This is a genomic window from Kitasatospora sp. NPDC004745, from assembly GCF_042873275.1.
Taxonomy (GTDB): domain Bacteria; phylum Actinomycetota; class Actinomycetes; order Streptomycetales; family Streptomycetaceae; genus Kitasatospora.
In genome coordinates this window covers 69,768-92,638 of sequence record NZ_JBIALK010000003.1, presented here as the reverse complement: position 1 = coordinate 92,638, position 22,871 = coordinate 69,768, and the positions used below count along the sequence as shown (strand labels likewise).

The window sequence follows — 22,871 nt, the reverse complement described above, 5'->3', positions numbered from 1 at the left end:
CCCGCGCGGGGCGGAGTTCCGCGTCCCGTGGCGCCACGGTCAGGCCGGGAGGACGGGGCAGGAGCCGGCGGTGTCGTAGCCGTGCGCCGCGGCCGGGCCGATGGCGATCAGCAGCTGCGAGTGCGAGAGGTTGTTGAAGTGGATGTCCTTGTCCGCGAGGTTGGTGATCCGGGCCTCGGGGTGCTCGGTGACGAACCGGCTGACGAAGTTCTTCGCCATCACCATGCCGAGGTTGCGCCCGGGGCAGCTGCGCCGACCCTTGCCGAAGGGCAGCACGTACGGCTCGGAGCCCTTGGCCTCGGGCAGGAAGCGCTCGGGCAGGAAGGCGTCGCCGTAACGGGCGTGCAGCGCGTGGATGTTGGGCATCACCCGGGTGCCCTTGCGCAGCAGGTAGCGGCGCCCCTCGACGTCCACGTCGAAGTCCTCGACGATCTTGTTGTTGATGACCGATCCGGGCGGGCTGAGCCGGAGCGACTCGCTGACGCAGGCCTCGACCAGCTCGTCCTTGCGGTCGCCGGTGCTGCCCGCGATCGCCTCGCACCAGGTGGCGTTCTCCGGCTGGAGGACGTACCAGAGGGTGGCGAGGATGGTGTTCTGGACGGTGTCCAGGCCGGCGATGGAGGCCGTCAGGAGGTCGTCCCGGGTGATCTCCAGCGGGATGTCGAGCTTCCCGTTGCCGGTGGCGACCTGCTCCCACACCGTCCCGGGCCCGGGGACGCCCTGCAGCAGCTCCGCCAGGTGGTCCTGCAGCGCCCTGATGTTGTACTGCAGGCGCCGGGCCTCCCGGGTGACCGGCCAGGTCGCCATCGGGAAGTGGACCCGGTTCCAGAAGCGGTTGGAGTAGAACCGCAGGCCGGTGAAGGTCTCGTTCAGGGAGAGCATGAAGGGCACCTGCGACACGTTTCCGCGGCCGTCCTTGTAGGACACCGTGAGCCGCATCGCGTCCTGTCCCCAGACGAACTCGCCCATGACCTCACGGGTGTAGTCGCCCGCGATGGTCTTCATGTCGAGCGGGGCCCGGGCGTCGAACGCCGCGCACGTCCCGGCGGCCCGCCGGGCCGAGAGTTCGTCGATCCGCTCCTGGTCGAAGCCCTTTCCGAGGTTGCGTTTGCGGTCGCCGAAGTGTTCGGTGGTGATCTTCTGGAACGTCATCGCCGAGGGGGACAACTGCCCGAAGGAATACAGGGCGGGCGTGTCCCGGTCGATGTACTTTCCGGTGACCGCCGGGGAGGTGAGGATCTCCGTCGCCTGCCGGTTCACCGCGTAGAGCTGGATGTCGAAACCGCGAATGCTTCCCACGAAATCCGTGGCCGGATGGTCCAGGTAGAGATAGTCCCGGGTCTTGTTCCGGCCGATCAGCCCGGATACGTCGGTCTCGGACCCGATGAGCGGGTAGGTCCGGCTGAACGCGACGCCCTGCTTCTCGTAGTACCGGCGCTCGCGCACCGTGCGTGCCGCCTTCGCGGTGAAGGCCAGCGAGGCGGCGCCGGCGGCCGCCACCGGGACGTACCGTAATAATCTCATGATCCACTCCTCGACGCTCAGGGGCGGGCCCCGGCGAACGGGCGCGCCTCGTCATTGGCTCAGGCGCTCCCGGGACGTCAGGGAGCGTTTTCCTCGAACTCGGAGCCGGAGATCCGGTCACCCCCGACCGGGCCGCACCGGGCCGCCGCACGTGCGGGCCCGTCCGATCCCCCCGTTGATCGTTCCGCGTGCGAAACCCCGTACCGTGCCGATCGTGCCGGCACGGCCGACAGGAGATGACCCGGTCAATATATGAGGCGCGAATCGGTTCGCGCAACGACGCCGTGGTGATCTCGGGAATGGCCGAATTCCCCGGTCAGTCCGACCGGTTGTCGGACGGGCCCGAATCCGCGAACCGCTTTTCCAATTCGTCCCGTGCGGCACTCAACCGCTCACAGACCCCACGGTCGATCCGGCCGTGCCAGACCCCGCCGGATTTGATGGAACTGCCGACGATGGCGCCGTCGGCGTGCGGAACGACGTCCGCCAGGTTCTCGACCCGTACGCCGGAGCCCGCCACCAGGGGCAGGTCGGTGGCCGCGCGGACCGTCTCCAGGTGGTCCGTCAGGGGCGCGTCGCCGAGCCTGGTCCCGGTGACGATCAGGGCGTCCGCGTCGAACCAGGCCGCGTCCCGGGCCTGGTCGGTCAGCGAGCGGTCCGCGGTGATCGCGTGCGAGCCGAGCTTGACCTGGACGTCGGCCCAGACCGTCACGTGCTCGGCGCCGATCGCCCTCCGGTAGCGCGTCATCAGCCCGGCCCGCCCCTCGACGACGCCCTCGTTCGCCACGTAGGCGTTGGCCCACTGGTTGGAGCGCACGAACCGGGCGCCGGTGGCGGCGGCCACCGCGAGCGAGCGGTCGACGGCGTTGGCCAGGCAGTTGACCCCCAGCGGCACGCCCACGGCGCGCGCCACCTCGGCCGTGGCGACGGCCATCGCCGCCGGCGTCTCGGGGCCGATGTCGTCGGGCTTGAGGAACGGGATGTCCCAGCCGTTCTCGACGATCAGCCCGTCGAACCCCGCGTCGACGAGCAGCCGGGCCTCCTCCGTGGCCCGCCGGACCACCTCGGCCATCCCGCGCTCCGGGACGAACCGGGGCGAGCCGGGGAGCGGCAACAGGTGGATCATGCCGATGAGGGCGAACCGCCGCCCGAAGAGCCGCTCCAGATCCCCGCGCCCCGGGGCGTCGCCGGGGCGGTCGGTCGTTTCCCTGCCGAAGGATGCCATGGACTCCACCGAGGTCCCGAGGAGGCGCCCGGAGCCACTGCCGGCGATGGCACGGACGTCTCGCACCGTGTGATTGGCCAAGTGAGCTGGGGAAGGCGGTCCCCAGCCTACCCAGTGCGGGGCCGCCGCCGCCGGACAACGGCGGAACCGGGACGGGGTCGGCGCCCGGAACCCTTCGCCGCAAAGTGCATAAAGGATTCATATAAAATAGCTATGCTTCGAGCATGAGTCACCAAGACCCCGCGCCCGACGCCCCCGCCGCCATCGGGTCGGCCCTCTACGGCCTGGCCACCAGGGCCGTGAGGCGCCTTCCCCGCGACATGAGCCTCACCTCCGCCGCCACCCTGGCCACCCTGGACAAGACCGGCCCCCGGCGGATCACCGATCTGGCCGCGGCCGAGGGCGTCACCCAGCCCGCGATGACCGTCCTGGTCCGCGGCATGGAGGAATCCGGCCTGGTCGAGCGGACGGGCGATCCGTCCGACAGGCGGGTCACGCTGGTGTGCCTGACCGAGGCCGGCGCGTCCTACGTCCGGACGCGGCGCCAGGCGGGCGTCGACGCGTACGCGCGGTTGGTCGAAGGGCTCACCGATGACGAGGTCGAGGCCCTGGCGGCGGCCCTTCCGGCGCTGCTGCACCTGGCGGAGCTCGAGAGTCACGCCGGAGCGGAGCCGGAGCAGTCTCCCCGGCCCAAGCGCAGGACCAGCCGATGAGCACCGCGCCGATGCGTTCCGGGACACGGGCGCTGGTGCCCGCCCTGATGTTCGTCGCCCTGGTCGTGGCGGCGGTCGGCAGCCTCGGGACACCGCTCGTCACGAGCGTGGCGACCACGTTCCACGTCTCCCTCGACAGTGCCCAGTGGACGCTGACCATCGCGCTGCTCAGCGGTGCCGTCGCCACACCCGTCCTCGGCCGGCTCGGAGCCGGCCCGCACCGGCGGGCCACGATCCTCGCCACGCTGGCGATCGTCGTCGTGGGCAGTGCGCTCACCGTGCTGCCGCTCCCGTTCGCGTGGCTGCTCGTCGGCCGGGCGGCCCAAGGCGTCGGACTCGGTCTCACCGCGCTGTTGATGGGCGTGGCCCGCGACCACCTTCCCGAGGAGCGCAGCGCGGCCACGATCGCCCTGATCTCCGTGGTCTCCATCATCGGAGCCGGCGTCGGCTACCCGCTCGCCGCACTGCTCGCCGAGTTCGGTGGGCTGCGAACCGCCTACGGCCTCGGCCTGCTCGTCACCGCCCTCGCTCTCCTGACCGCCTGGCGCTCCGTGCCCGCGGCTCCCGCAGGCCGCTCCGCCCGAGTGAACGTGGCCGGCGCGATCGTCCTGGCGGGCGCGCTGTTCCTCGCCCTGTTCCTGGCCGGCGAGCGGAGCCTGTGGAGCCGTCACCTCGCCGTGGCGGTGACCCTCGCCGTCGTCGCCGTGCTCCTGCTCGGCCTGTGGACCACCTCCGAGCTGCGCAGCAGGACGCCGCTGGTCGACGTCCGGGCGGTGCGGCACCCGGCGGTCGCCGGCGCGAACATCGCGATGTTCGTCGGCGGGAGCGGCATGTACCTGCTGCTCACGCTCATCACCCGCTACGCGCAGACGCCGCCCGGCGCCGGCTACGGCTTCGGGCTGACCACCTTCGCCGCGGGGCTGGTCCTCGTCCCGTTCTCCGTGCTGGGGTTCGTCGCCGGCAGGCTCACGCCGAGGGTCCGCGAACGGATCGACGGCCCGCTGCTGCTGGCCGGCAGCGCCGCCGTCGTCGGCTGCGGGTTCGTCGTGTTCGCCACGGCCCGGTCCGGCCTGGCCGAACTGCTGGTGGCCATGGGCGTGCTGGGCCTCGGCGTCGGCAGCTTCTCGGCCGCCATGCCCGGTGTCATCCTGGCCGTCACACCCACGAGCGAGACGTCGAGCGCCATGAGCTTCAACTACGTCGTCCGCAGCGTCGGTTACTCCCTGGGCAGCGCCATCGGCGGCCTGGTGCTGGCGGCCGGAACCGCCACCGGCCGCCTCCTCCCGGACGACGACGCCTACACCACCGCGGCGTTGGTCGGCATCGCCGCGATGGTGATCACGGCGATGACCGGCCTCGCTCTCGCCCGCCGCCGCACACCCGGGACCGGTCCGACCGCGGCCCCGGACGGAGTGCCGGTCGGTGCGCCGGGCCGGGGCCGGTCGAGTCGGACCGGGAGCTGAGGACGCCGGCATGCGGTTCCGGTGACCGTGGCCACCGAGCCCCGGCAGGCGCTCAGGTCGGCCTTCGACGGTTCCCCGGTGACCGCGACCGGCTCAGGCCTCGACGACCTCGACGACCTCGACGGCCTCGTCCACCGCGTCGGCGCCGTCCGCCTCGTCGACCTCCACGCCGTAGGCCATCACGGCCTGGCGCAGACCGCCCGGGTACCCGGCGAGGGCCGGGGTGAAGTCCCAGTCGCCCGCCTCGTCGCGGTCGAACCGGCCCAGGCGCATCGCGGTGTTGGTCTCCGCACCGTCGGCCAGGTGCACCACCGACGCGGGCTGGTCGGCGCCCGCCTCCAGGATCAGCGCCGGCCCGCCGAAGCCCGCCATGGTGGCCCCGGGGTGGTTCTCGGTGTCGGCCGCGGCGACGATGACCAACCGGTCGGCCTCGGCGGGCAGCGCGTCGAAGTCGACCATCAGACAGGCGTTGGCGTCGCCGTACCCGGTCACCAGACGCACCGAACCGTCCGGCGTCGACCCGTTGTTGTAGAACACCAGGTGCTCGTCCGAGAGCGCGGCGTTCCCCCGGCAGACCAGCGCCGCGATGTCGTACTCCTCCTCGCCGGTCCAGTGCAGCAGCAGCCGCGCCGGCTCGGCGGCGACCTCGATCGCCGGCAGGCCGTCCGCCTCCCCGGCGCCGTCCGCGGCGACAGCGCCGGCACCGTCCCGGGCGGCGGCGAACACCTCGTGGAAACCGTGGTGCTTGAGCAGACCGACCAGCTCGGCGCCGTTGATCAGGGTGACCGGCTTGCCCGCCACGAACTGGTGCGAACTCGGCCCGAACCTGCTGGTGGTGACGAGTACGGCCTTGGTGGCCGCCCCGTCGTGCTGCAGCGTCCCGTAGAGGTCCCGGACGGCCGTCGGGGCGACGGTGTCCCGGTACCGCTTCACCTGCACGATCACGTTCCCGCCCCGGAACGGGTCGGTGTCGAGCCCGCGCACGTCCACCCCGCCGTCCCGCGAGCGGGCCGTCAGCTCGACCTTCATGCCCATGGCCTCCATCAGCCGGGCGATCAGCCGCTCGAACTCGACCGGGTCCATCGCCAGCAGCAGCTGGAGCTCGCGCACCCGCCGCGCCATCCGGCCGCGGTCGGCGTTGGTGTCGTCGCGCAGGTGGCGGAAGAGCATCCGCTGCGCGCGGCGCTCGTCGGTGTCGGGGGTGCTGAGGCGGTGGAGCTTACGGCTCCGGGACATGTGGTGCTCCCTTGGCGGTGACGACTGCGGCAGGCGTCACCGTAGGGGATCGGATGACACCGCGTCAGCGCCGTCGCACAAACGAGACCTTTCCGGAGGGATCGGATGCCTAGCACCGCTCGCCCGAGGCGGCCTGCGCCCGGCGCGCAGCCGCTTCGTGATCGGCCCGGACCGCCGACGACGTGGGGCTTCGACCGTGGCCCGGGTCCGCGGGAGGCGGGGCGGAGTGCGAGGATCACCGTATGCCCGATACCCCCGTCGACGGTGACCCCGGCCGTGACCGCGATGACCGCGATGACCGTGGTGGCCGTGGTGACCGCCTCCTCGCCGAGCTCGGCGAGCCGTGCCTGGCCGTCGCCGACCGGCAGCGCGGACTGCTGGCGGTGGCCGGCGAACGGGAGGACGGCGAGGCCTGCGCGGTCGGCCTGTTCGACGTCCGGGGGAGCAAGCGCGTGCGGTGGCTGGTGCCCACCGGGTTCCCGGTGCAGGCGATGGCCTTCCACCCGCACCGGCCGCTGCTCGCCGTGGGGACGGGGGACTACGACGGCGGCTACCACTTCGAGGGGGAGCTGCTGCTCGTCCACCTGGAGACGGGTCTGGTGCGGTCGATGATCGAGGGCCACTTCGGCCGGCAGGTGCTCGGGCTGGAGTGGCTGAACGGCCAGGACCTGCGGATCCTGCTGGCGCCGCACCACGACTACCAGGACGCGAGGGCGCACACCGAGGGGCACGTCGCCGTGGTGAACCGGGCGGACTGGACACGGGCCCACGCCGGCTCGCTGACCGGCCGGGACCTGGCCGGCGGCCCCCGGGTGCCCGCCCCGCGGCCGGACGGCCGGGCAGCGGCCCGCCAGGCCGTCGCCCGGCTGACCTAGGCTCTGTTCGGCCGGGAAACGCCGTTGTCCGCACCCGTCCGCCGGGTGGACGCTGGGCGGGAGCACGAACGACCAGCGCGTACGAGGAGCCGCCGGTGAGCAGCGGATGGGCTGCGGACGTCCTGCTGGGTGTCGTCGTCCTGGCGGGCGCGTCCGTGCAGCGGATGACGGGGATGGGGTTCGCGCTGGTCGCGGCGCCCGCCCTGGTGCTGCTGCTCGGCCCGGCGCAGGGCGTGGTGCTGGCGAACTGCGCGGCCGGTGCGATCAGCGCGGCCGGGCTGGTGGACAGCTGGCGGGAGGTGCGGGTGGCGGCGATGCTGCCGTTGATCGCCGCGGCCGCCTGCACCGTACCGGCCGGGGCCTGGGTGGCGGCCCGGCTGCCGGAGCCGGTCCTGCTGGCGGGCATGGGGGTGCTGGTGACGGCGGCCGTGCTGCTGGTGATGGCAGGCGCCCGGGTGCCGTCGCTGCGGGGTGCCGGGGGAGCGGTGGCCGCCGGTGCGGCGAGCGGGTTCATGAACTCCTCGGCGGGGGTCGGCGGCCCGGCCATCTCGCTCTACGCCGTCAACGCGGGCTGGTCGGTGCGGGAGTTCGTGCCGAACGCGCAGTTCTACGGGGTCGTGGTGAACGCCTTCTCCGTCACGGCCAAGGGCCTGCCCCAGCTGACCGCGCCGCTCTGGGTGCTGGTCTCGGCCGCGACGGCGCTCGGCGCGCTGGCCGGCCGGGCGCTGGCCGGCCGGATCCCGGACCGCCGGGCCCGGTCGCTGGTGCTGCTGCTGGCACTGGCCGGCGGCCTCACCACCCTGGGCAAGGGACTGTGGGGGCTCTGAGGCCCGGGCCCGAGCTGCGGCGGACCGGGTGACCCGTCAGGTCCGGTCCGTCCGGCCCGGCCGGTCAGGCGGTGGCGCGGGAGCGGCGGAGCAGGTAGGTGCCGGAGACGGCGGCGACGACGGCCATGCAGGCGGTGAAGACGAGGCCGGCGTGGGCGAGGCCGAGGGGTTCGGAGAGGAAGCCGACGCCGATGACCGGGATCGAGATGCCGAAGTAGGCGACCACGAAGAGCGCGGAGAGGACGCCGCCGCGGTGCTCGGCGGGGGCGGCCGCGGCGACCTCCCCGACCGCGCCGCGCAGGCCCATGCCCTGGCCGGCGCCGCCCACCAGGGCGCTGAGCAGCAGGGGCGGGAGGGTGGTCCAGGCGAGTGAGGCGGCCAGCAGGGCGAGCCCGGCGATGAGCACCAGGCAGCCGAGGGGGATCGCCCGGGCGGTGCCCAGCCGCGGCACCACGAGCTGGCCGAGGGTGGAGGCGAAGAACCCGGTGAAGACGACGAGCCCGACGACGGCGCGGTTGTCGATGCCCAGGCTCTGCGCGAGGAAGGCCGGGGTGACGGAGGTGAAGACGCCGAGCAGGGAGAAGCCGGCGAAGGCGGCGAGCCCGGCGGGGACGAAGACCCCGCGGACCTCGGGCGGCAGGGTCGGCAGCTTCGGGCGGGCGGTGCGCAGCGGGCGGGCCCCGGCGACGGTCTCGGGCAGCAGCCAGAGGACGGCGAAGGACGCCGTGATCAGCGCCAGGTGGACGACGAACGGCAGGACGAGGGGGTCCGGCGCGTATTCGGCGAGCAGCCCGGAGAGCAGGGTGCCGCAGCCGAGGCCGCCCATGTTGGCGGCGGTGGCGACGAAGCCGGCCCGGGCCCGGCGCCCGGGCGGGGCGAGTTCCAGGACGTACGCGGTGGCGGTGCCGGTGAACAGGCCCGCGGACACGCCGGACAGCAGACGGCCCAGGACCAGCAGCGGCAGTCCGCCCTCAGCCAGGAAGGCGACGGCGCTGCAGGCGGCGAAGAAGAGCCCGCAGAGCAGGACGGGACGGCGCCCGACGGCGTCGGAGACGGTGCCGACGAGCAGCAGCACGCCGATGACGCCGAGGGCGTAGACGGCGAACACCACCGTGACGGTCTGTTCGGAGAAGCCGATCTCCTCCTGGTAGAGGCCGTACAGCGGGGTGGGCAGGGTGGTGCCCGCCATGCAGACGGCGAAGGCGGCGGCCGCCCCGAGGTAGCCGAGGCGGTCGACGACGGGCCGCGCAGTCTGATGATCGGTCATTCGCCCACGGTAGGTGCCCCTGCCTGCCGTCCCCGTGGCCCACACGGCCCGGCTGGGCCGAACGGGTGCGCCGACGGCACGCGGGTCAGGGGGGCGGGTCGGTTCGCGGGCCGGGCCGGGGGTCAGGGCAGGGTGAGGCAGAACGGGTGCCCGGCCGGGTCCAGGAGGACCCGGACCCGGTCGCCGCCGAGCGGCTGGTGCTCGGGCCTGACCGCGCCCAGCTCCCGCAGCATCGCCTCGGCGGCGTCGAGGTCGTCCACCTCGAAGTCGAGGTGGATCTGCTGCGGCACGTCCTGGCCGGGCCACTGCGGGGTGCGGTAGCCGTCGACCCGCTGGAAGCCGATGAACAGCCCGTCCCCGCGGGTGAGCCCGGAGAATTCGGCGTCCGACTTCGGATGCGGGTCGAACCCGGTGGCCTGCCGGTAGAAGGCTGCCAGCGCGACGGGGTCGGCGCAGTCGAGCGTGATCGCGGCGAGCTTCAGCTGCGGCGGGGGCATGGCGGTCTCCCTGGCGGTCGGGGTCGGGCTCGTGCGCGGGCCTCGCGTGGTGCCGCAGCGCCGCCGCCCCACCGTAGTGATCGGCCCGCCGCCCGCGCGACCGGTTTCCGCGACACGGGGGAGATGCTCGCGCAATACCTGTAGGGGGTATATCGTCCGCGCTGTGACCGCCAGTCGAGGGGGGAACCGACGCGTATGAGCGCCATCCTGCACGCGCTGTCCATCACCGGATCGATGACCTGGGAGATCACCTGGGCGCTGATCCTCGGCTTCCTGCTGTCCGCCGTGGTCCAGGCCGTCGTGCACAAGGCGACCGTCGTCCGGCTCCTCGGCGACGCGCGCCCCCGCACCCTCGCCGTCGCCGCGCTCCTCGGCGCGGCCTCCTCCTCCTGCTCCTACGCCGCGGTGGCGCTCGCCCGGTCGCTGTTCCGCAAGGGCGCCGACTTCACCGCCGCGATGGCCTTCGAGATCGCCTCCACCAACCTGGTCGTCGAACTCGGGGTCATCCTGGCCCTGCTGATGGGCTGGCAGTTCACCGCCGCGGAGTTCGTCGGCGGGCCGATCATGATCGTGGTCCTCGCCCTCCTCTTCCGCGTCCTCCTGCGCGAGCGGATGCTGCGGGAGGCCCGCGAACAGGCGGACCACGGCCGGGCCGGCTCGATGGAGGGGCACGCCGCGATGGACATGTCCGTCCGGGGGAGCGGCTCCTTCGCCCGGCGGCTGCTCTCCCCGCGCGGCTACACCGCCACCTCGCACGTCTTCGTCATGGAGTGGGCGGCCATCCTCAAGGACCTGGTGATCGGCCTGCTCATCGCCGGCGCCATCGCCGCCTGGGTGCCCGACTCCTTCTGGCAGGCCTTCTTCTTCGTCGACCACCCGCTCGCCGCCAAGCTGTGGGGCCCACTGGTCGGCCCGCTGGTGGCGATCGCGTCCTTCGTCTGCTCGATCGGCAACGTGCCGCTGGCGGTGGTGCTCTGGAAGGGTGGCATCAGCTTCGGCGGGGTGATCGCCTTCATCTTCGCCGACCTGCTGATCCTGCCGATCCTCAACATCTACCGGAAGTACTACGGCCGCCGGACGGCCCTCTTCCTCCTCGGCACCTTCTACGTCGCCATCGTGGTGGCCGGGTACGTGGTGGAGTTCACCTTCGGCGCCCTGGGGCTGGTGCCCGACCAGGGCGACGCGGAGATCCCGATGGAGGGCGTCAGCTGGAACTACACCACCTGGCTCAACATCGCCTTCCTGCTGCTGGCCGCGGCCCTGGTGACCCGTTTCTTCCGCACCGGCGGCGCCGCGATGCTCCGGATGATGGGCGGCGGCCCGGACGACGCCCACGGGGGTGGCCCGGACGAGGCCCACGGGGGCGCGGACGGTCACGGCCACCGCGGGAGCCCACCGGTCGGCCATTGACCCCGTGGACCGGATCATCCCGCTTGCCGGGGGAGCGGCTCGGTGGCAGCCTGATTGACCATGATCAACACGCCCGCGCAGCCACTGGACGACTTCACCGCGCACCGCCGACTCCTCTTCGCCACCGCCTACCGCCTGCTCGGCAGCGTCGCCGACGCGGAGGACGTGCTGCAGGACGCCTGGCTCAAGTGGTCCGACACCGACCACGGCGCGGTCGCCAACTCCCGGGCCTACCTGGTGCGCACGGTCACCAACCTCTCGCTGAACCGGCTCACCTCGGCCCGCGCCACCCGCGAGTCCTACGTCGGACCGTGGCTGCCCGAGCCGCTGCTCACCACACCCGATGTCGCCGAGGAGGCCGAGCTGGCCGACACCGTCTCCACCGCGGTGCTCGTCCTCCTGGAGAGCCTCACCCCCGTCGAGCGGGCCGTCTTCGTGCTGCGCGAGGCCTTCGGCTACTCGTACGGCGAGATCGCCGCGATCCTCGACCGCAGCGAGGCGACGGTGCGCCAGACCGCCCACCGGGCCCGCGAACACGTCCGGGCCCGGCGCTCCCGCTTCGACAGCGACGCGGACCAGCGCCGCGAGGTCACCGGCCGCTTCCTCGCCGCCTGCGCGGGCGGGGACCTGAACGCGATGATGGAACTGCTGGCCCCCGACGTGACCGCCTGGGCCGACGGCGGCGGCAAGGTCACCGCGGCCCGCCGCCCGCTGCACGGCGCGGACGGCGTCGCCCGCTGGATGCTCGGCGTCCTCGCCAAGCCCCACCTTCGGGGCATCGCCCGGCAGCCGGCCGTCATCAACGGGGAGGAGGGCATCCTGTTCACCGTCGACGGCCGCCCCGTCGGCGCGCTCACCTACGACCTCACCGACGGCCGCATCCACCAGCTGCGCTTCCAGGTCAACCCGGAGAAGCTCCGCGGCCTCCACTGACCGCACCGGCCCCGGCCCACCGCCGCCCCGGTCGCCCGGCGGACGCGTCCCGCCGGGCGGCCGGTGGTCGGCGGTCGGTGGGCGCCGGGGTGGCGGTTCGGGCGGGCGGTCGGGCATCGGTGCAGGTCAGGCGGGCAGCGGACCGGGTGTCAGATGGCGTAATGCTGCGGCAACCCACCGGTGGCCCACCCGCCCCTAGGGTTCTGGCTGACCCCGCAGCAGTCCGCCAGGAGCAACCGATGACCAGCGAGAACCCGACCCGGCCCGCAGTGCGCCGGCTGCGCGCCGACCGGGCCCGGCAGGTCGCGGACGTGCTGCGCCACCAGGTGCTCGGCGACGTCTACCGCGGCGGCCAGCTGCCCCACGAGGAGCAGCTGGCCGAGGAGTTCGGCGCCTCCCGCAACACCGTCCGGGAGGCCCTCGACCTGCTGCGCGCCGAGGGCCTGGTCCGCCGGGTCCCCGGTTCGGGGACGCTGGTGGTGGCGGAGAAGCTGCCGCACGGGCTCACCCGCCTGCAGGGCCTCGCCGAGACGCTGCACGAGCACGGCGAGGTGACCAACGAGGTCCGCGCCTTCGGCCCGGTCCGGGCTCCCGGCCCGGTGGCCCGGAGGCTGGGCCTGCCCGAGGGCGGCGACGTGCTGTACGTCGAGCGGGTGCGGCGCCTGGGCGGGCTGCCGCTCTCGCTGGACCTCACCTACCTCGCGCCCGACCTGGGCGAGCGGCTGGACCCGGCCGACCTGGTCGACCGGGACGTGTTCCGGCTGATCGAGGAGGCCGCCGGGCAGCCGCTCGGCGCCGCCGACATCACCCTGGAGGCCGTCAACGCCGACGCGCACTCCGCCACCGTCCTCGAAGTCCCGCGCGGGGCCGCCCTGCTGATGCTGGAGCGGCTGACCACGCTGGCCGACGGGCGCCCCGTCGACCTCGAGTACGTCCGCTTCCGCGGCGACCGGATCACCATGCAGGGCCGGCTGCTGCGCGACCTTTCCTGAGGAACCCCCCATGGCACTCGCCGACCACCGCTCCGACGTGCCCGTCACCATCGACGCCTCGCTGTGCATCGACGGTTGCACGCTCTGCGTCGAGGTCTGCCCGCTCGACTCGCTCGCCATCGACCCGGCCACCGGCAAGGCCTACATGCACGTCGACGAGTGCTGGTACTGCGGCCCGTGCGCCGCCCGCTGCCCCACCGGGGCGGTCACCGTCAACATGCCCTACCTGCTGCGCTGAGGAGCCCTCCCGGATGCCCCACGACAAGATCAGACCCGTGCTCGCCGCCGCGCTCCTCGCCGCCACCGCCTGCACCGCCACCGCCTGCACCTCCCCGGCCGCGGCCGACGGCACCGTCGAGGTGGTGGTCGGCTACCAGTCCAAGACCATCAACACCGTCACCGCCGGGACGCTGCTGCGGGCCCAGGGCTACCTGGAACAGCGGCTCGCCGAGCAGGGCCGCAAGGACGGCCGGAGCTACCGCGTCACCTGGCAGGACTACGACTCGGGCGCGCCGATCACCGCCCAGATGCTCGCCGACAAGATCGACATCGGCTCGATGGGTGACTACCCGCTGCTGATCAACGGCTCCCGCGCCCAGGAGGCCGGCGGCCCCGGCACCCGGCTGGTCTCCGTCACCGGCTACAACCTGCTCGGCGCGCTCAACAGCGTCGTCGTCCCCGCCGGGTCAGGCGCCCGCACCCTGGCCGACCTCAAGGGGAAGACGGTCTCCACCTCCGTCGGCTCCGCCGCCGACGGCACCCTCGTCCAGGCCCTGCGCCGGGCCGGCGTCGCCGACTCCGACGTCCGGAAGCAGAACCAGCAGCCCGCCGTCGGCGCCTCCGCCCTCAAGGCCGGCAGCGTGGACGCCCTCGCCCAGTTCGTCGCCTGGCCCGGCGCCGTCGTCTTCGGCGACGGCGCCCGGCTGCTCTACGACGGCTCCGCGCTCCAGCAGCCCACCCTGCACGGCGTGGTGGTACGGCAGAAGTACGCCACCACGCACCCCGAGGTGGTGCAGGCCTTCCTGACCGCCCAGGCCGACGCCACCCGCTACCTCAACGAGCAGCCGCTCGCCGCCGCCGAGAAGGTCGCCGCCGCGACCGGCCTGGCCCCCGAGGTGGTCTACCTCTACAACGGCCCGAACGGCATCGCCACCTTCGCCACCGCACTGCGGCCCGAGCTGCTGGACGCGCTGCGCAGGGACGTGCCCTTCCTCGCCTCCGTCGGCGTGCTCAAGGCCCTCGACCTCGACCGCTTCGTCGACCCGCAGCCGCTCGCGCGCGCCGCCCTGCCGGACGTCCCCCCGGCCAGGATCACCGGCACCGACCCGGTCTGCGGGCGGCCCGCCGACGACCCGAAGCTCGCCGGGGAGGTCTGGTACCGGGGCGAGGCCGCCACCCGGCCCGCCGCCGACCCCGGCTGCCTGCTGCGCGCGCTCAAGGCCGGCGGCGGCACCGTCCGCGCCACCTACGTGCCCGACGCCGCCACCGGCACCCGCTGGTTCGCCGACAAGGACCACTGGGTCCAGGACGGCAGCCGGCTGCTGCCCTTCACCACCGAGGACGGCGCCGCCGCCTACCTCGGCGCCCACCCCGGCGCCCGGCCGCTCTCCTACGACCAGGCCCTGGCGGCGGCGTGACCACCGTCCTGGGCCGCCCCGCCGCGCCGCCGGCCCCGCCCGCACCGGCCCCGCGGCCGCGCGGGGGCGGCGGCCGGGCCCGCCGGTGGACGCTGCGCGGCGCCGCCCTGCTCGCCTTCGTCGCCCTCTGGCAGCTGCTCACCGTGCACCGGGTGCGGCTCTGGGTGCGCTTCGACCACCTGCCCACCGCCGACCAGGTCGGGCGGGCGCTGGTCCGCCAGGTCGCCACCGGGCAGTACTGGCAGGACCTCGCCGAGAGCCTGCGGCGGATCGGCGGCGGCTTCCTGCTCGCCGCCCTCCTCGGCGTCGCCACCGGCGTGCTGCTGGCCCGCTCGCGCACCGCCGCCGACCTGATCGGCCCCGTCCTGGAACTGGTCCGGCCGATCCCGGCGATCGCCCTCGTCCCGGTGGCGATCATGCTCTTCCCGGAGAACGAGCAGGGCATCGTCTTCATCACCTTCGCCGCGGCCTACTTCCCCGTCACCGTCGCCACCCGGCACGCCGTGCGCGCGGTGCCGCCCCGGTGGGAGGAGGCGGTGCGCACCATGGGCGCGGGCCGCGCCCGGGTGCTGTGGAGCGTGGTGCTGCCCGGCGCCCTGCCGGGCGTCGTCGGCGGGCTGTCCGTGGGCATCGGGGTGGCCTGGATCTGCGTGATCTCCGCCGAGATGATCTCCGGACAGTTCGGCGTCGGCTACCGCACCTGGCAGGCCTACACCGTGCTCGACTACCCCGGCGTGTTCGTCGGCATGGCCACCATCGGCCTGCTCGGACGCCTCACCTCCGGCGCCGTCGAACTGCTCGGCCGCCGCCTCACCCGCTGGCTGCCGCCCACCCCCGGGAGCGACTGATGCTGCGACTGACCGCCCGCGGGCTCGGCCTCGGCCACGCCGGACACCCCGTGCTGAGCGGCGTCGACCTCGACGTCGTGCCCGGTGAACTCCTGACCGTGGTCGGCGCCTCCGGCTGCGGCAAGTCCACCCTGCTGCGCGCCCTGGCCGGACTGCACCCCGCCGGCGAGGGCGAGCTGCTCGCCGACGGCGCCCCGATCACCGCGCCGTCCGCCGAGCGCGCCCTGGTCTTCCAGGACGACGGCCTGCTGCCCTGGCGCACCGCCCGCCGCAACGTCGAACTGCCGCTCGCCGTCCGCCGGGTGCCCCGCGCCGAACGCCGCGCAGCGGCCGCCGACTGGCTGGCGAGGGTCGGCCTGGGCGACCACCGGCACCGGCTGCCCCGGGAGCTGTCCGGCGGACAGCGCCAGCGCGTCCAACTGGCCCGGGCCCTGGTCGGCGCACCGCGCGCCGTCCTGATGGACGAGCCGTTCGGCGCCCTGGACGCCCGCACCCGCGCCGGGATGCAGCAACTCCTGCTCTCCGTACGGGCGGAGCACCAGTGCACGATCGTCTTCGTCACCCACGACGTGGACGAGGCGCTGCTGCTCGGCGACCGGGTCGCCGTCCTCGGCGGCGGTACCCTCGCCGACCTGCACGAGGTGCCCCGGCCGCGCCTGCCCGGTGCCGCCGCACTCGTCGCCACCGCCGTGACCGGCGCCGCCGCAGCCGGTGTCCCCGTGCCCGGTGTCCCCGTGCCCGGTGTCCCCGTGCCCGGCGTCCCCGTGCCCGGCACCGGCGCGACCGCCTCGCCCGGCACGGCCGCACCCCGCGCCGCCTCCCCGGCCACCGACGGGACCGACCCGGCGCTGCTCCGGCTGCGCGAACGGATCCTCGCCCGACTCTCCTGAAAGGCACCCCCATGCACATCCCCGACCCGGCCGGCGCCCGCAGGCTGCACTGCGACGTCCTCGTCGTCGGCGGCGGCACCGCCGGTTCGATGGCCGCGATCAGCGCCGCCGAGGCGGGAGCCGACGTCCTCCTCCTGGAGAAGGCCCACGTCCGGCACTCCGGCGCGCTCGCCATGGGCATGGACGGCGTCAACAACGCGGTCGTCCCCGGCCGCGCCGAACCCGACGACTACGTCGCCGAGATCACCCGCGCCAACGACGGCATCGTCGACCAGCGCACCGTCCGCCGCACGGCGACCCGCGGCTTCGCCATGGTCCAGCGCCTCGAGGGCTACGGCGTCAAGTTCGAGAAGGACGAGCACGGCGAGTACCAGGTCCGCCAGGTGCACCGGTCCGGCAGCTACGTCCTGCCGATGCCCGAGGGCAAGGACGTCAAGAAGGTGCTCTACCGGGTGCTGCGCCGCCGGGACATGCGCGAACGGATCCGGATCGAGAACCGGGTGATGCCGGTCCGCGTCCTCACCCGCGACGGCCGGGCCGTCGGCGCCGCCGGGTTCGACACCCGCAGCGGCGAGTTCGTCACCGTCTCGGCCGGCGCCGTGATCCTCGCCACCGGGCCCTGCGGCCGCCTCGGCCTGCCCGCCAGCGGCTACCTCTACGGCACCTACGAGAACCCGACCAACGCCGGCGACGGCTACGCGATGGCCTACCACGCCGGAGCCGAACTCAGCGGCATCGAGTGCTTCCAGATCAACCCGCTCATCAAGGACTACAACGGCCCGGCCTGCGCCTACGTCGCCAACCCCTTCGGCGGCTACCAGGTCAACCGGCACGGCGAGCGGTTCGTCGACTCCGACTACTGGTCCGGGCAGATGATGACCGAGTTCGCCGCCGAACTCGCCTCCGACCGCGGCCCGGTCTACCTGCGCACCACCCACCTGCCCGAGGAGACCGTCCAGGCGCTGGAGGGCATCCTCCACACCACCGAACGCCCCACCCGCGGAACCTTCCACGCCGGGCGCGGCCACGACTACCGCACCCACGACATCGAGATGCACATCTCCGAGATCGGCCTGTGCGGCGGCCACTCCGCCAGCGGCGTCTGGGTCGACGACAACGCCGCCACCACCGTCCCGGGCCTCTACGCCGCCGGGGACCTCGCCTGCGTCCCGCACAACTACATGATCGGCGCGTTCGTCTTCGGCGACCTCGCCGGCACCCACGCCGCCGCCCACCTGCCCGCGCAGCGGGCCGAACTGCCCGCCGACCAGATCGCCGCCGCCCACGAGCTCGTCTACCGCCCGCTGCGCCACCCCGACGGCCCGACCCAGCCGCAGGTCGAGTACAAGCTGCGCCGCTTCGTCAACGACTACATCGCCCCACCCAAGACCGACGCCAGGCTGTCCATCGCCATCGAGCACACCGAACGGATGCGCGCCGAGGTCGCCGCCATCGGCGCCCGCACCCCGCACGAGCTGATGCGCGCCGTCGAGGTCGACTTCATCCGGGACTGCGCCGAGATGGCCGCCCGCTCCTCGCTCGCCCGCGCCGAGAGCCGCTGGGGCCTCTACCACCAGCGGGTCGACCGCCCCGAGCGCGACGACGCACGCTGGTTCCGCCACCTCAACCTGCGCAAGAACGCCGCCGGCGCCATGGAGTTCCTCACCCGGCCCGTCGCCCCCTACCTGGTGCCCGTCGACGGACTGGAGCCCCCGGGCGGCGAGTCCACCGTCCTCGGCGAGGTGCACCCGCTGCCGGTCGGCCGCACCGGCGCCGCCCCCGGTACGCCCCGCAGCGCACCGGCCGCCGGCACCGCACCCGCCGGCTCCCCCCGACTGCTCGACCTGCTGCGGACCGCCGAACGGACGCCCAGCCTGGCAGAGTTGACGCCCTACCTGGCGGATCCGGCCGCCGATGTGCGGCGCACCGCCGTCGCCGTGCTCACCGAGGCCGCCCCCGACGGCACCGGCCCCGCCCTCGCCCGGGCCCTCACCGACCCCGACGAGCTGGTCCGGGCCGCGGCCGCCGCCGGGCTGCGCGAACTGGTCGAGGTCCTGGACGCCTCGCTCGGCCCCGCCCTGCAGCGGGCCGCCGGCGCCGGCGACCCGGTCGTCCGGGCCGCCGCGCTGGACCTCTCCCGCGCACTGCGCACCGGCACCGCCGCGCTGTACACCGCCGGGCTCGGCGACCCGGCCGTCCCGGTCCGCCTGCAGGCCGTCCGCGGGCTGGTCGCCCTCGACGCCGCGGACCGGCTGGCCACCGCCGCCGGCGACGCGGCGCGCGAGGTCCGGGTCGCGGCTGCCGAAGGACTCGGCACCGTCGGGCAGTCGACCGCCGCCGCCGTCACGGCGCTGACCGCCCTCGCCGCCGACGCCGACCCGCTGGTCCGCGCCGCGGCCCTCCAGGGAGCCGCCGGCATCGGGTGCCCGCCCGCGCTGCTCACCCGCGCCCTGGCCGGCGCCACCGACGGGGCGTGGCAGGTCCGGCGGTCGGCCGCCACCGCGCTGGGCACCGCCGCGGCCCTCGGACCGCTCACCCGCCTCCTCGACGACGCCAACAACGACGTCCGCAAGTCCGCCGTCCGCGCCCTGGCCCCCCACGCCGCCGACCCCGTCGCCTCCCCCGCGCTCCGCGCCCGGCTCGCCGACTCCGACGCCGACGTCCGCGCCTACGCCCGCCTCGCCCTCCGCGCCGCCCGCCACCCCGCCTGACGGCGCGACGGCATGCCGGTACGACGGTGCGACGGCATGACAGCACGACGGTGCGACAGCACGACGGCACGACAACACGACGGCCCCGCACGCTCCGAGGTGGAGCGGCGGGGCCCGTCGCCGTCCGCGGCTCCCGGCCCAGGTCTCAGGCCCCGCGCGGGCGGGGCCCGGTGGCGGGCGGGGCGGCGTCCTCGATCGACGCCAGCAGCCGGGCGCGGACGTCCGCGGCCGCCGCCCGGGTGGCCGGGTCCCCGCTCGCCAGGAGCTCGGCGAGGAGCTCGACGGCGGCGGCCAGCACCGGCACCGGCAGGGTGGCGGTGCGCAGGTGGAGCAGCTGGGAGGCGGCCCGTTCACCGGCGGTGGTGGTGGGAGCGGTGGGGATGAGGTGCTGGATGCCCCGGGGGAGCTGACTGGTCATCGGCCCATTGTCCCGGCAGGTCCGGCGGCACGTGGGGCGGCGCCGCGCCGCGGACGTGGCCACCGAGGTCGGCGAGCTCCACTACCGGGCGGTGGTCACCGGCCTCGACAACGAGGTGGTCGGCACGATGGACGCCGACCAGCACGATGCCGGGGCCATGGCCAACGGCGTCGCCATCGTGCTTAGCACGGGCGGCGAGATCAGCTCCCACCTGTGACGCCGACGGTGCGTCAGCCGCTCGGGGTGCCGACCTGGTCGCGTTCGAGGGCGGACCGCAGGGTCGTGAGGGCCGCCGCGACCGCCGTCAGGGAGGGGCCGTCGAGGGTGCCGCCGAGCAGCTCGGCCAGGGTGCCGGTGAAGGTGCGCTGTGCCGCGTCGACGACCCGGGTGCCGTCGGCGGTGAGGGCCAGCAGCGAGGACCGGCGATCGGCGGGGTTCGGCTGCCGGGCGGCCCACCCCAGCTTCTCCAGGCGGTCGACGCCCTTGCTGGTCGCCCCCACGCCGATCGCGAACTCGGCGGCGAGGTCCGCCACCCGGCACCCGGGGTGGTCGCGCAGGTAGCTCAGGAACTCGTACTGCGAGGTGACGATCCCGTGCTGCTCGCGGAGCCGGTCGTTGAGGGCGTTGTACAGCCGGGTCTCGCACCGGACGAGGTCGGAGAAGACGCCCGGCAGGTCGCTCGCGGCGTTCTCGCCATCCAATGTGTATTCCACGGCATATAGTGTACGGGAAGCTACTTGCCCTGGGGAGAGTGCACATGAGCAGCGAACAGCGCGCACGGGTCGACGCGATCCTGCGGCAGCCGGGCCCGGAGGGCCCGCAGTCGGTCGAGCAGATCCGGGCCGGGTTCCGGGCCCTGATGGCGGGGATGATCGTGCCGCACGACCGCATCCGCACCACGCCGACCACCCTCGGGGACCGGCCCGCCCTGCGGGTCGAACCGGCCGGGGACGCAGGGGTCGTAGGGGTCGTAGGAGCGGGGGCCGGGGGAGCCAGCGGGACCATCCTGTACTTCCACGGCGGAGGCTGGGTCTTCGGCTCACCCGAGACCGCCCTCGGCCTGACCGGGAACCTCGTCGCCAGGACCGGACTCGGCGCCTACTCGGTCGACTACCGGCTCGCCCCCGAACACCCCTTCCCGGCCGCGATCGAGGACACCCTGAGCGCCTACCGCGCCCTCCTCGACCGCGGCGAGGACCCCTCGACGATCGTCTTCGCCGGGGACTCCGCCGGCGGCGGACTCGCCGTCACCACCTGCCTGGCCGCCCGGGACGCGGGCCTTCCGCTGCCGGCCGCCCTGCTGGCCCTCTCCCCGGGCGTCGACGCGACCCGGAGCGGCGAGAGCATGGACACCAAGGAGGGCGTCGACCCGATCTTCACCCGCGCCGCCCTCGCGCACACCGGGGCCCTGTACCTCGCCGGAGCCGACCCGCACCAGCCGCTGCTCAGCCCGGCCGTCCTCGCCGACCTGACCGGCTTCCCGCCGATGCTGATCCAGGTCGGCGCCAACGAGCTGCTGCTGGACGACTCCACCCGCCTGGCCGCGCGGGCCAGGGCCGCCGGTGTGGACGTCGTCCTGGACGTCACCGCCGACGTACCGCACGTGTTCCAGGCCTTCGCGGGCGTCCTCGACGAGGCGGACGAGGCACTGGACCGTGCCGCGCTCTTCCTGCGCCAGCGCATCGGCGCGGGCCGGTAGGCGTCGGGCGCGCCGACAGCAGCCCGGTGGCCTGGCCCCTGGTCCGGTCCGGGCTGACCGGGCTGACCAGCGGTGACCCGAGGGGGGTCGGCCCCGGCGGCCGGGCGGATCCGGCGGATCCGGCGCATCCGGTCGAGGGCTCCGGAGGCGGGTGGCATGATCGCCACCGTCACGATCACCGGACCGACCGGAGGCCAGCGGTGTCCGCACTCCACGACTTCGCCACCTGGGAGCCGCTGCTGCGGATCCTGCGCGGCGACCACGCCGCGGCCCTCGCCGAACCGGGCGGCTACGTGGCGGGGAGCTTCGACCGGCACGGGTACAGCCTTCCCCTGCGGTGGCGGACGCCGCAGCCCGGGGGCGCCACTCCGCCGGAGAACCGGGCGCAGCTCGAAGCGGCCGAGCGGGTGCGGGGTGCGATCGCCGGGGCCGGGATCGAAGCTCTGGCGCTCGTCGCGGAGATCCCGCCGTGCGGGCGGGCGGTGCTCCGCCTGTTCGACCACGGCGCGGCCGTCGAGTCCCCCCTCGGCAACGCCCACCCGGGCGCGCTGCTGCTGGTCGAGGGCGCCGTGCCCGAACCGTGGCGCCGCCTGCCCGAGGCCGTGCCGGGGGCGGGGCCGGCCCCGTCCGCGGACCCGGCCCTGCTGGAGCGGACGCTGCGCGAGCGGATACCCGACGCCATCGGTGCCACCGAGGAGGAGATCGCCGCGGCGGAGGCCCGCCTGGGTGTCGCGCTGCCCGAGGAGGTCCGCGCGCTCTACCGGGTGACCCGCGCCCGGTGGGAGGACTGGGACGGCGACTTCGACGCCGGCCAGCGCGTCGACGACGCCGTCGGCTTCGAGCTGTTCCACCTGGACCGCCTCGCGATCGCCGACGCGTCGTCCCGGTCGTTCCGCTGGGGGACCGCGGCGACCGAGGCGGCCGGCACCGCCCCCGGGGCGGCCGTGCAGGGCCTGGTCGGCTCGCCCGGATGGATCGTCATCGGCGACACGGGCGGCGGGGGACGCGTCGCCGTGGACCTGACGCCAAGGCCGCGCGGCCACCACGGGCAGGTGATCGTGCTCGCCCCCGAGCGGAGCGTCGGAGCCGACCTGCTCGCCGAGTCCCTCACCGACCAGGTGCTGCACCCGGACCGGGACGGGTACGCGGGTCGGGACGGGTACGCGGGGCGGATGCCGGGCCGCGCGCGGGCGGTGGTGCGGCTCCACGGCGAGCGGCCCGGCGAGGTCGAGGCCGCGGCCCACCCCGACCTGGAGGTGCTGACCCTCGGCGGCTGGCGCGGCGACCGGGTCAGCCTCGCGCCCGTGGCCGGGCTGCCCCGGCTCCGCACCCTGTGCGCCGGCCCCGGGGCGCTCGCCGACCCGCTGGAGATCGCCCGGCTGACCGGTCTGGAGTTCCTGGAGCTCCCGCCGGAGGAGTGGCGGGCCCTGCTCGACGCCGGGGCCGTCCCGCGCGGGCTCTCGGCCGCCGAGATCCTCGCCCACACCGACCGGGACCCGCGGGCGGTCGTGGGCCTGGCGAACGAGCTGCTCGCCCTCCGGCACCGCCCCCTGATCACCGAGACCGTGGTGGATGGCGAGCTCGGACCGCTGCGGTAGCGGCCGCCCGGCTCCCGGGGGCGCGACGGCCCGGGCGGGGGCGGCTGCAGGGCGGGCCCGCCGCGGTGGCGTACCGTGCCTCCGTCAGATCACCGTACGTTGGGGAGA

General features: G+C 74.6%; 21 protein-coding genes and 1 pseudogene. 15 read left to right on the top strand and 7 right to left on the bottom strand.

What is annotated here, in order from left to right; translation table 11 throughout:
• Window positions 1–39: 39 nt before the first annotated feature.
• Window positions 40–1,524 (bottom strand): cytochrome P450, encoded by a 1,485-nt coding sequence (locus tag ACFYUY_RS07385; protein WP_360216526.1) that lies wholly within the window; start codon window positions 1,522–1,524, stop codon window positions 40–42.
• A gap of 316 nt (window positions 1,525–1,840) precedes the next feature.
• Entirely contained in the window at window positions 1,841–2,749 is a 909-nt protein-coding gene (locus ACFYUY_RS07380; protein WP_387898837.1) for a BtpA/SgcQ family protein, read from the bottom strand.
• Window positions 2,750–2,973: 224 nt separating this feature from the next.
• Here ACFYUY_RS07380 and ACFYUY_RS07375 point away from each other — a divergent pair, with 224 nt between their 5' ends.
• Complete coding sequence (locus ACFYUY_RS07375; protein WP_360216520.1) at window positions 2,974–3,462, top strand: MarR family transcriptional regulator; 489 nt, start codon at window positions 2,974–2,976, stop codon at window positions 3,460–3,462.
• Window positions 3,459–4,925 carry an MFS transporter gene (locus tag ACFYUY_RS07370; protein ID WP_387898835.1) on the top strand — a complete coding sequence of 489 codons (1,467 nt, stop codon included), beginning with the start codon at window positions 3,459–3,461 and terminating at the stop codon, window positions 4,923–4,925. The genes ACFYUY_RS07375 and ACFYUY_RS07370 overlap by 4 nt, the downstream gene beginning before the upstream one ends.
• A 93-nt stretch (window positions 4,926–5,018) precedes the next feature.
• Here ACFYUY_RS07370 and ACFYUY_RS07365 read toward each other — a convergent pair whose 3' ends face one another.
• Window positions 5,019–6,161: a restriction endonuclease gene (locus ACFYUY_RS07365; protein ID WP_387898833.1), complete on the bottom strand. Its 1,143-nt coding sequence runs from the start codon at window positions 6,159–6,161 to the stop codon at window positions 5,019–5,021.
• A 242-nt stretch (window positions 6,162–6,403) separates the two neighbouring features.
• Between ACFYUY_RS07365 and ACFYUY_RS07360 the strand changes: the two genes are divergently transcribed.
• Window positions 6,404–7,036, top strand: coding sequence for a hypothetical protein (locus tag ACFYUY_RS07360; RefSeq protein ID WP_387898831.1), 633 nt, complete (start codon window positions 6,404–6,406; stop codon window positions 7,034–7,036).
• A gap of 95 nt (window positions 7,037–7,131) precedes the next feature.
• Window positions 7,132–7,863, top strand: coding sequence for a TSUP family transporter (locus tag ACFYUY_RS07355; protein ID WP_387898829.1), 732 nt, complete (start codon window positions 7,132–7,134; stop codon window positions 7,861–7,863).
• Window positions 7,864–7,927: 64 nt separating this feature from the next.
• On the opposite strand, the gene ACFYUY_RS07350 is transcribed toward ACFYUY_RS07355, so the two are convergent.
• Together ACFYUY_RS07350 and ACFYUY_RS07345 are read right to left on the bottom strand one after the other, a co-directional pair.
• Window positions 7,928–9,130: an MFS transporter gene (locus ACFYUY_RS07350; protein ID WP_387898827.1), complete on the bottom strand. Its 1,203-nt coding sequence runs from the start codon at window positions 9,128–9,130 to the stop codon at window positions 7,928–7,930.
• A 122-nt stretch (window positions 9,131–9,252) separates the two neighbouring features.
• Window positions 9,253–9,627 carry a VOC family protein gene (locus ACFYUY_RS07345; RefSeq protein ID WP_360216502.1) on the bottom strand — a complete coding sequence of 125 codons (375 nt, stop codon included), beginning with the start codon at window positions 9,625–9,627 and terminating at the stop codon, window positions 9,253–9,255.
• A gap of 195 nt (window positions 9,628–9,822) precedes the next feature.
• Here ACFYUY_RS07345 and ACFYUY_RS07340 point away from each other — a divergent pair, with 195 nt between their 5' ends.
• From ACFYUY_RS07340 to ACFYUY_RS07305, 8 genes and pseudogenes are all read left to right on the top strand, one after another.
• Window positions 9,823–11,037 carry a permease gene (locus tag ACFYUY_RS07340; protein ID WP_387898824.1) on the top strand — a complete coding sequence of 405 codons (1,215 nt, stop codon included), beginning with the start codon at window positions 9,823–9,825 and terminating at the stop codon, window positions 11,035–11,037.
• 60 nt (window positions 11,038–11,097) lie between these two features.
• Window positions 11,098–11,970, top strand: a complete 873-nt coding sequence (locus ACFYUY_RS07335; protein ID WP_387898821.1) for an RNA polymerase sigma-70 factor — start codon at window positions 11,098–11,100, stop codon at window positions 11,968–11,970.
• Window positions 11,971–12,209: 239 nt separating this feature from the next.
• Complete coding sequence (locus ACFYUY_RS07330; protein WP_387898818.1) at window positions 12,210–12,962, top strand: GntR family transcriptional regulator; 753 nt, start codon at window positions 12,210–12,212, stop codon at window positions 12,960–12,962.
• Between the two features lie 10 nt (window positions 12,963–12,972).
• A complete protein-coding gene (locus tag ACFYUY_RS07325) occupies window positions 12,973–13,200 on the top strand; it encodes a ferredoxin family protein (RefSeq protein WP_360216490.1) in 228 nt (75 codons plus the stop codon).
• Window positions 13,201–13,213: 13 nt separating this feature from the next.
• A complete protein-coding gene (locus tag ACFYUY_RS07320; RefSeq protein ID WP_387898814.1) occupies window positions 13,214–14,599 on the top strand; it encodes an ABC transporter substrate-binding protein in 1,386 nt (461 codons plus the stop codon).
• Window positions 14,596–15,447, top strand: coding sequence for an ABC transporter permease (locus ACFYUY_RS07315; RefSeq protein ID WP_387898812.1), 852 nt, complete (start codon window positions 14,596–14,598; stop codon window positions 15,445–15,447). The genes ACFYUY_RS07320 and ACFYUY_RS07315 overlap by 4 nt, the downstream gene beginning before the upstream one ends.
• Window positions 15,447–16,103: pseudogene (locus tag ACFYUY_RS07310) on the top strand (ABC transporter ATP-binding protein); the annotation flags it as partial. The gene ACFYUY_RS07315 and the pseudogene ACFYUY_RS07310, both read left to right, overlap by 1 nt.
• A 245-nt stretch (window positions 16,104–16,348) precedes the next feature.
• Window positions 16,349–19,048: a fumarate reductase/succinate dehydrogenase flavoprotein subunit gene (locus ACFYUY_RS07305; RefSeq protein ID WP_387898809.1), complete on the top strand. Its 2,700-nt coding sequence runs from the start codon at window positions 16,349–16,351 to the stop codon at window positions 19,046–19,048.
• A 145-nt stretch (window positions 19,049–19,193) separates the two neighbouring features.
• Here the strand turns inward: ACFYUY_RS07305 and ACFYUY_RS07300 are convergent, their stop codons facing one another.
• Window positions 19,194–19,466 carry a hypothetical protein gene (locus ACFYUY_RS07300; protein ID WP_387898806.1) on the bottom strand — a complete coding sequence of 91 codons (273 nt, stop codon included), beginning with the start codon at window positions 19,464–19,466 and terminating at the stop codon, window positions 19,194–19,196.
• Window positions 19,467–19,473: 7 nt separating this feature from the next.
• Between ACFYUY_RS07300 and ACFYUY_RS07295 the strand changes: the two genes are divergently transcribed.
• Window positions 19,474–19,683 carry a hypothetical protein gene (locus ACFYUY_RS07295; RefSeq protein ID WP_360216478.1) on the top strand — a complete coding sequence of 70 codons (210 nt, stop codon included), beginning with the start codon at window positions 19,474–19,476 and terminating at the stop codon, window positions 19,681–19,683.
• 13 nt (window positions 19,684–19,696) lie between these two features.
• Here the strand turns inward: ACFYUY_RS07295 and ACFYUY_RS07290 are convergent, their stop codons facing one another.
• On the bottom strand, window positions 19,697–20,179 hold the full coding sequence (locus ACFYUY_RS07290; RefSeq protein WP_387898802.1) for a MarR family winged helix-turn-helix transcriptional regulator: 483 nt from the start codon (window positions 20,177–20,179) through the stop codon (window positions 19,697–19,699).
• A 44-nt stretch (window positions 20,180–20,223) separates the two neighbouring features.
• Between ACFYUY_RS07290 and ACFYUY_RS07285 the strand changes: the two genes are divergently transcribed.
• Together ACFYUY_RS07285 and ACFYUY_RS07280 are read left to right on the top strand one after the other, a co-directional pair.
• Window positions 20,224–21,165 carry an alpha/beta hydrolase gene (locus tag ACFYUY_RS07285; RefSeq protein ID WP_387898799.1) on the top strand — a complete coding sequence of 314 codons (942 nt, stop codon included), beginning with the start codon at window positions 20,224–20,226 and terminating at the stop codon, window positions 21,163–21,165.
• A gap of 200 nt (window positions 21,166–21,365) precedes the next feature.
• The gene (locus tag ACFYUY_RS07280; protein ID WP_387898796.1) at window positions 21,366–22,763 is read left to right on the top strand and encodes an SMI1/KNR4 family protein; all 1,398 of its coding nucleotides are present in this window, start codon (window positions 21,366–21,368) and stop codon (window positions 22,761–22,763) included.
• Window positions 22,764–22,871: the final 108 nt, after the last annotated feature.

Coding starts and splice junctions, on each gene's coding strand:
- ACFYUY_RS07380 (WP_387898837.1), bottom strand. CDS start 2,749: ATGGCATCCTTCGGCAGGGAAACGACCGACCGCCCCGGCGACGCCCCG.
- ACFYUY_RS07350 (WP_387898827.1), bottom strand. CDS start 9,130: ATGACCGATCATCAGACTGCGCGGCCCGTCGTCGACCGCCTCGGCTAC.
- ACFYUY_RS07285 (WP_387898799.1), top strand. CDS start 20,224: ATGAGCAGCGAACAGCGCGCACGGGTCGACGCGATCCTGCGGCAGCCG.
- ACFYUY_RS07340 (WP_387898824.1), top strand. CDS start 9,823: ATGAGCGCCATCCTGCACGCGCTGTCCATCACCGGATCGATGACCTGG.
- ACFYUY_RS07325 (WP_360216490.1), top strand. CDS start 12,973: ATGGCACTCGCCGACCACCGCTCCGACGTGCCCGTCACCATCGACGCC.
- ACFYUY_RS07330 (WP_387898818.1), top strand. CDS start 12,210: ATGACCAGCGAGAACCCGACCCGGCCCGCAGTGCGCCGGCTGCGCGCC.
- ACFYUY_RS07305 (WP_387898809.1), top strand. CDS start 16,349: ATGCACATCCCCGACCCGGCCGGCGCCCGCAGGCTGCACTGCGACGTC.
- ACFYUY_RS07320 (WP_387898814.1), top strand. CDS start 13,214: ATGCCCCACGACAAGATCAGACCCGTGCTCGCCGCCGCGCTCCTCGCC.
- ACFYUY_RS07385 (WP_360216526.1), bottom strand. CDS start 1,524: ATGAGATTATTACGGTACGTCCCGGTGGCGGCCGCCGGCGCCGCCTCG.
- ACFYUY_RS07365 (WP_387898833.1), bottom strand. CDS start 6,161: ATGTCCCGGAGCCGTAAGCTCCACCGCCTCAGCACCCCCGACACCGAC.
- ACFYUY_RS07370 (WP_387898835.1), top strand. CDS start 3,459: ATGAGCACCGCGCCGATGCGTTCCGGGACACGGGCGCTGGTGCCCGCC.
- ACFYUY_RS07360 (WP_387898831.1), top strand. CDS start 6,404: ATGCCCGATACCCCCGTCGACGGTGACCCCGGCCGTGACCGCGATGAC.
- ACFYUY_RS07375 (WP_360216520.1), top strand. CDS start 2,974: ATGAGTCACCAAGACCCCGCGCCCGACGCCCCCGCCGCCATCGGGTCG.
- ACFYUY_RS07345 (WP_360216502.1), bottom strand. CDS start 9,627: ATGCCCCCGCCGCAGCTGAAGCTCGCCGCGATCACGCTCGACTGCGCC.
- ACFYUY_RS07300 (WP_387898806.1), bottom strand. CDS start 19,466: ATGACCAGTCAGCTCCCCCGGGGCATCCAGCACCTCATCCCCACCGCT.
- ACFYUY_RS07335 (WP_387898821.1), top strand. CDS start 11,098: ATGATCAACACGCCCGCGCAGCCACTGGACGACTTCACCGCGCACCGC.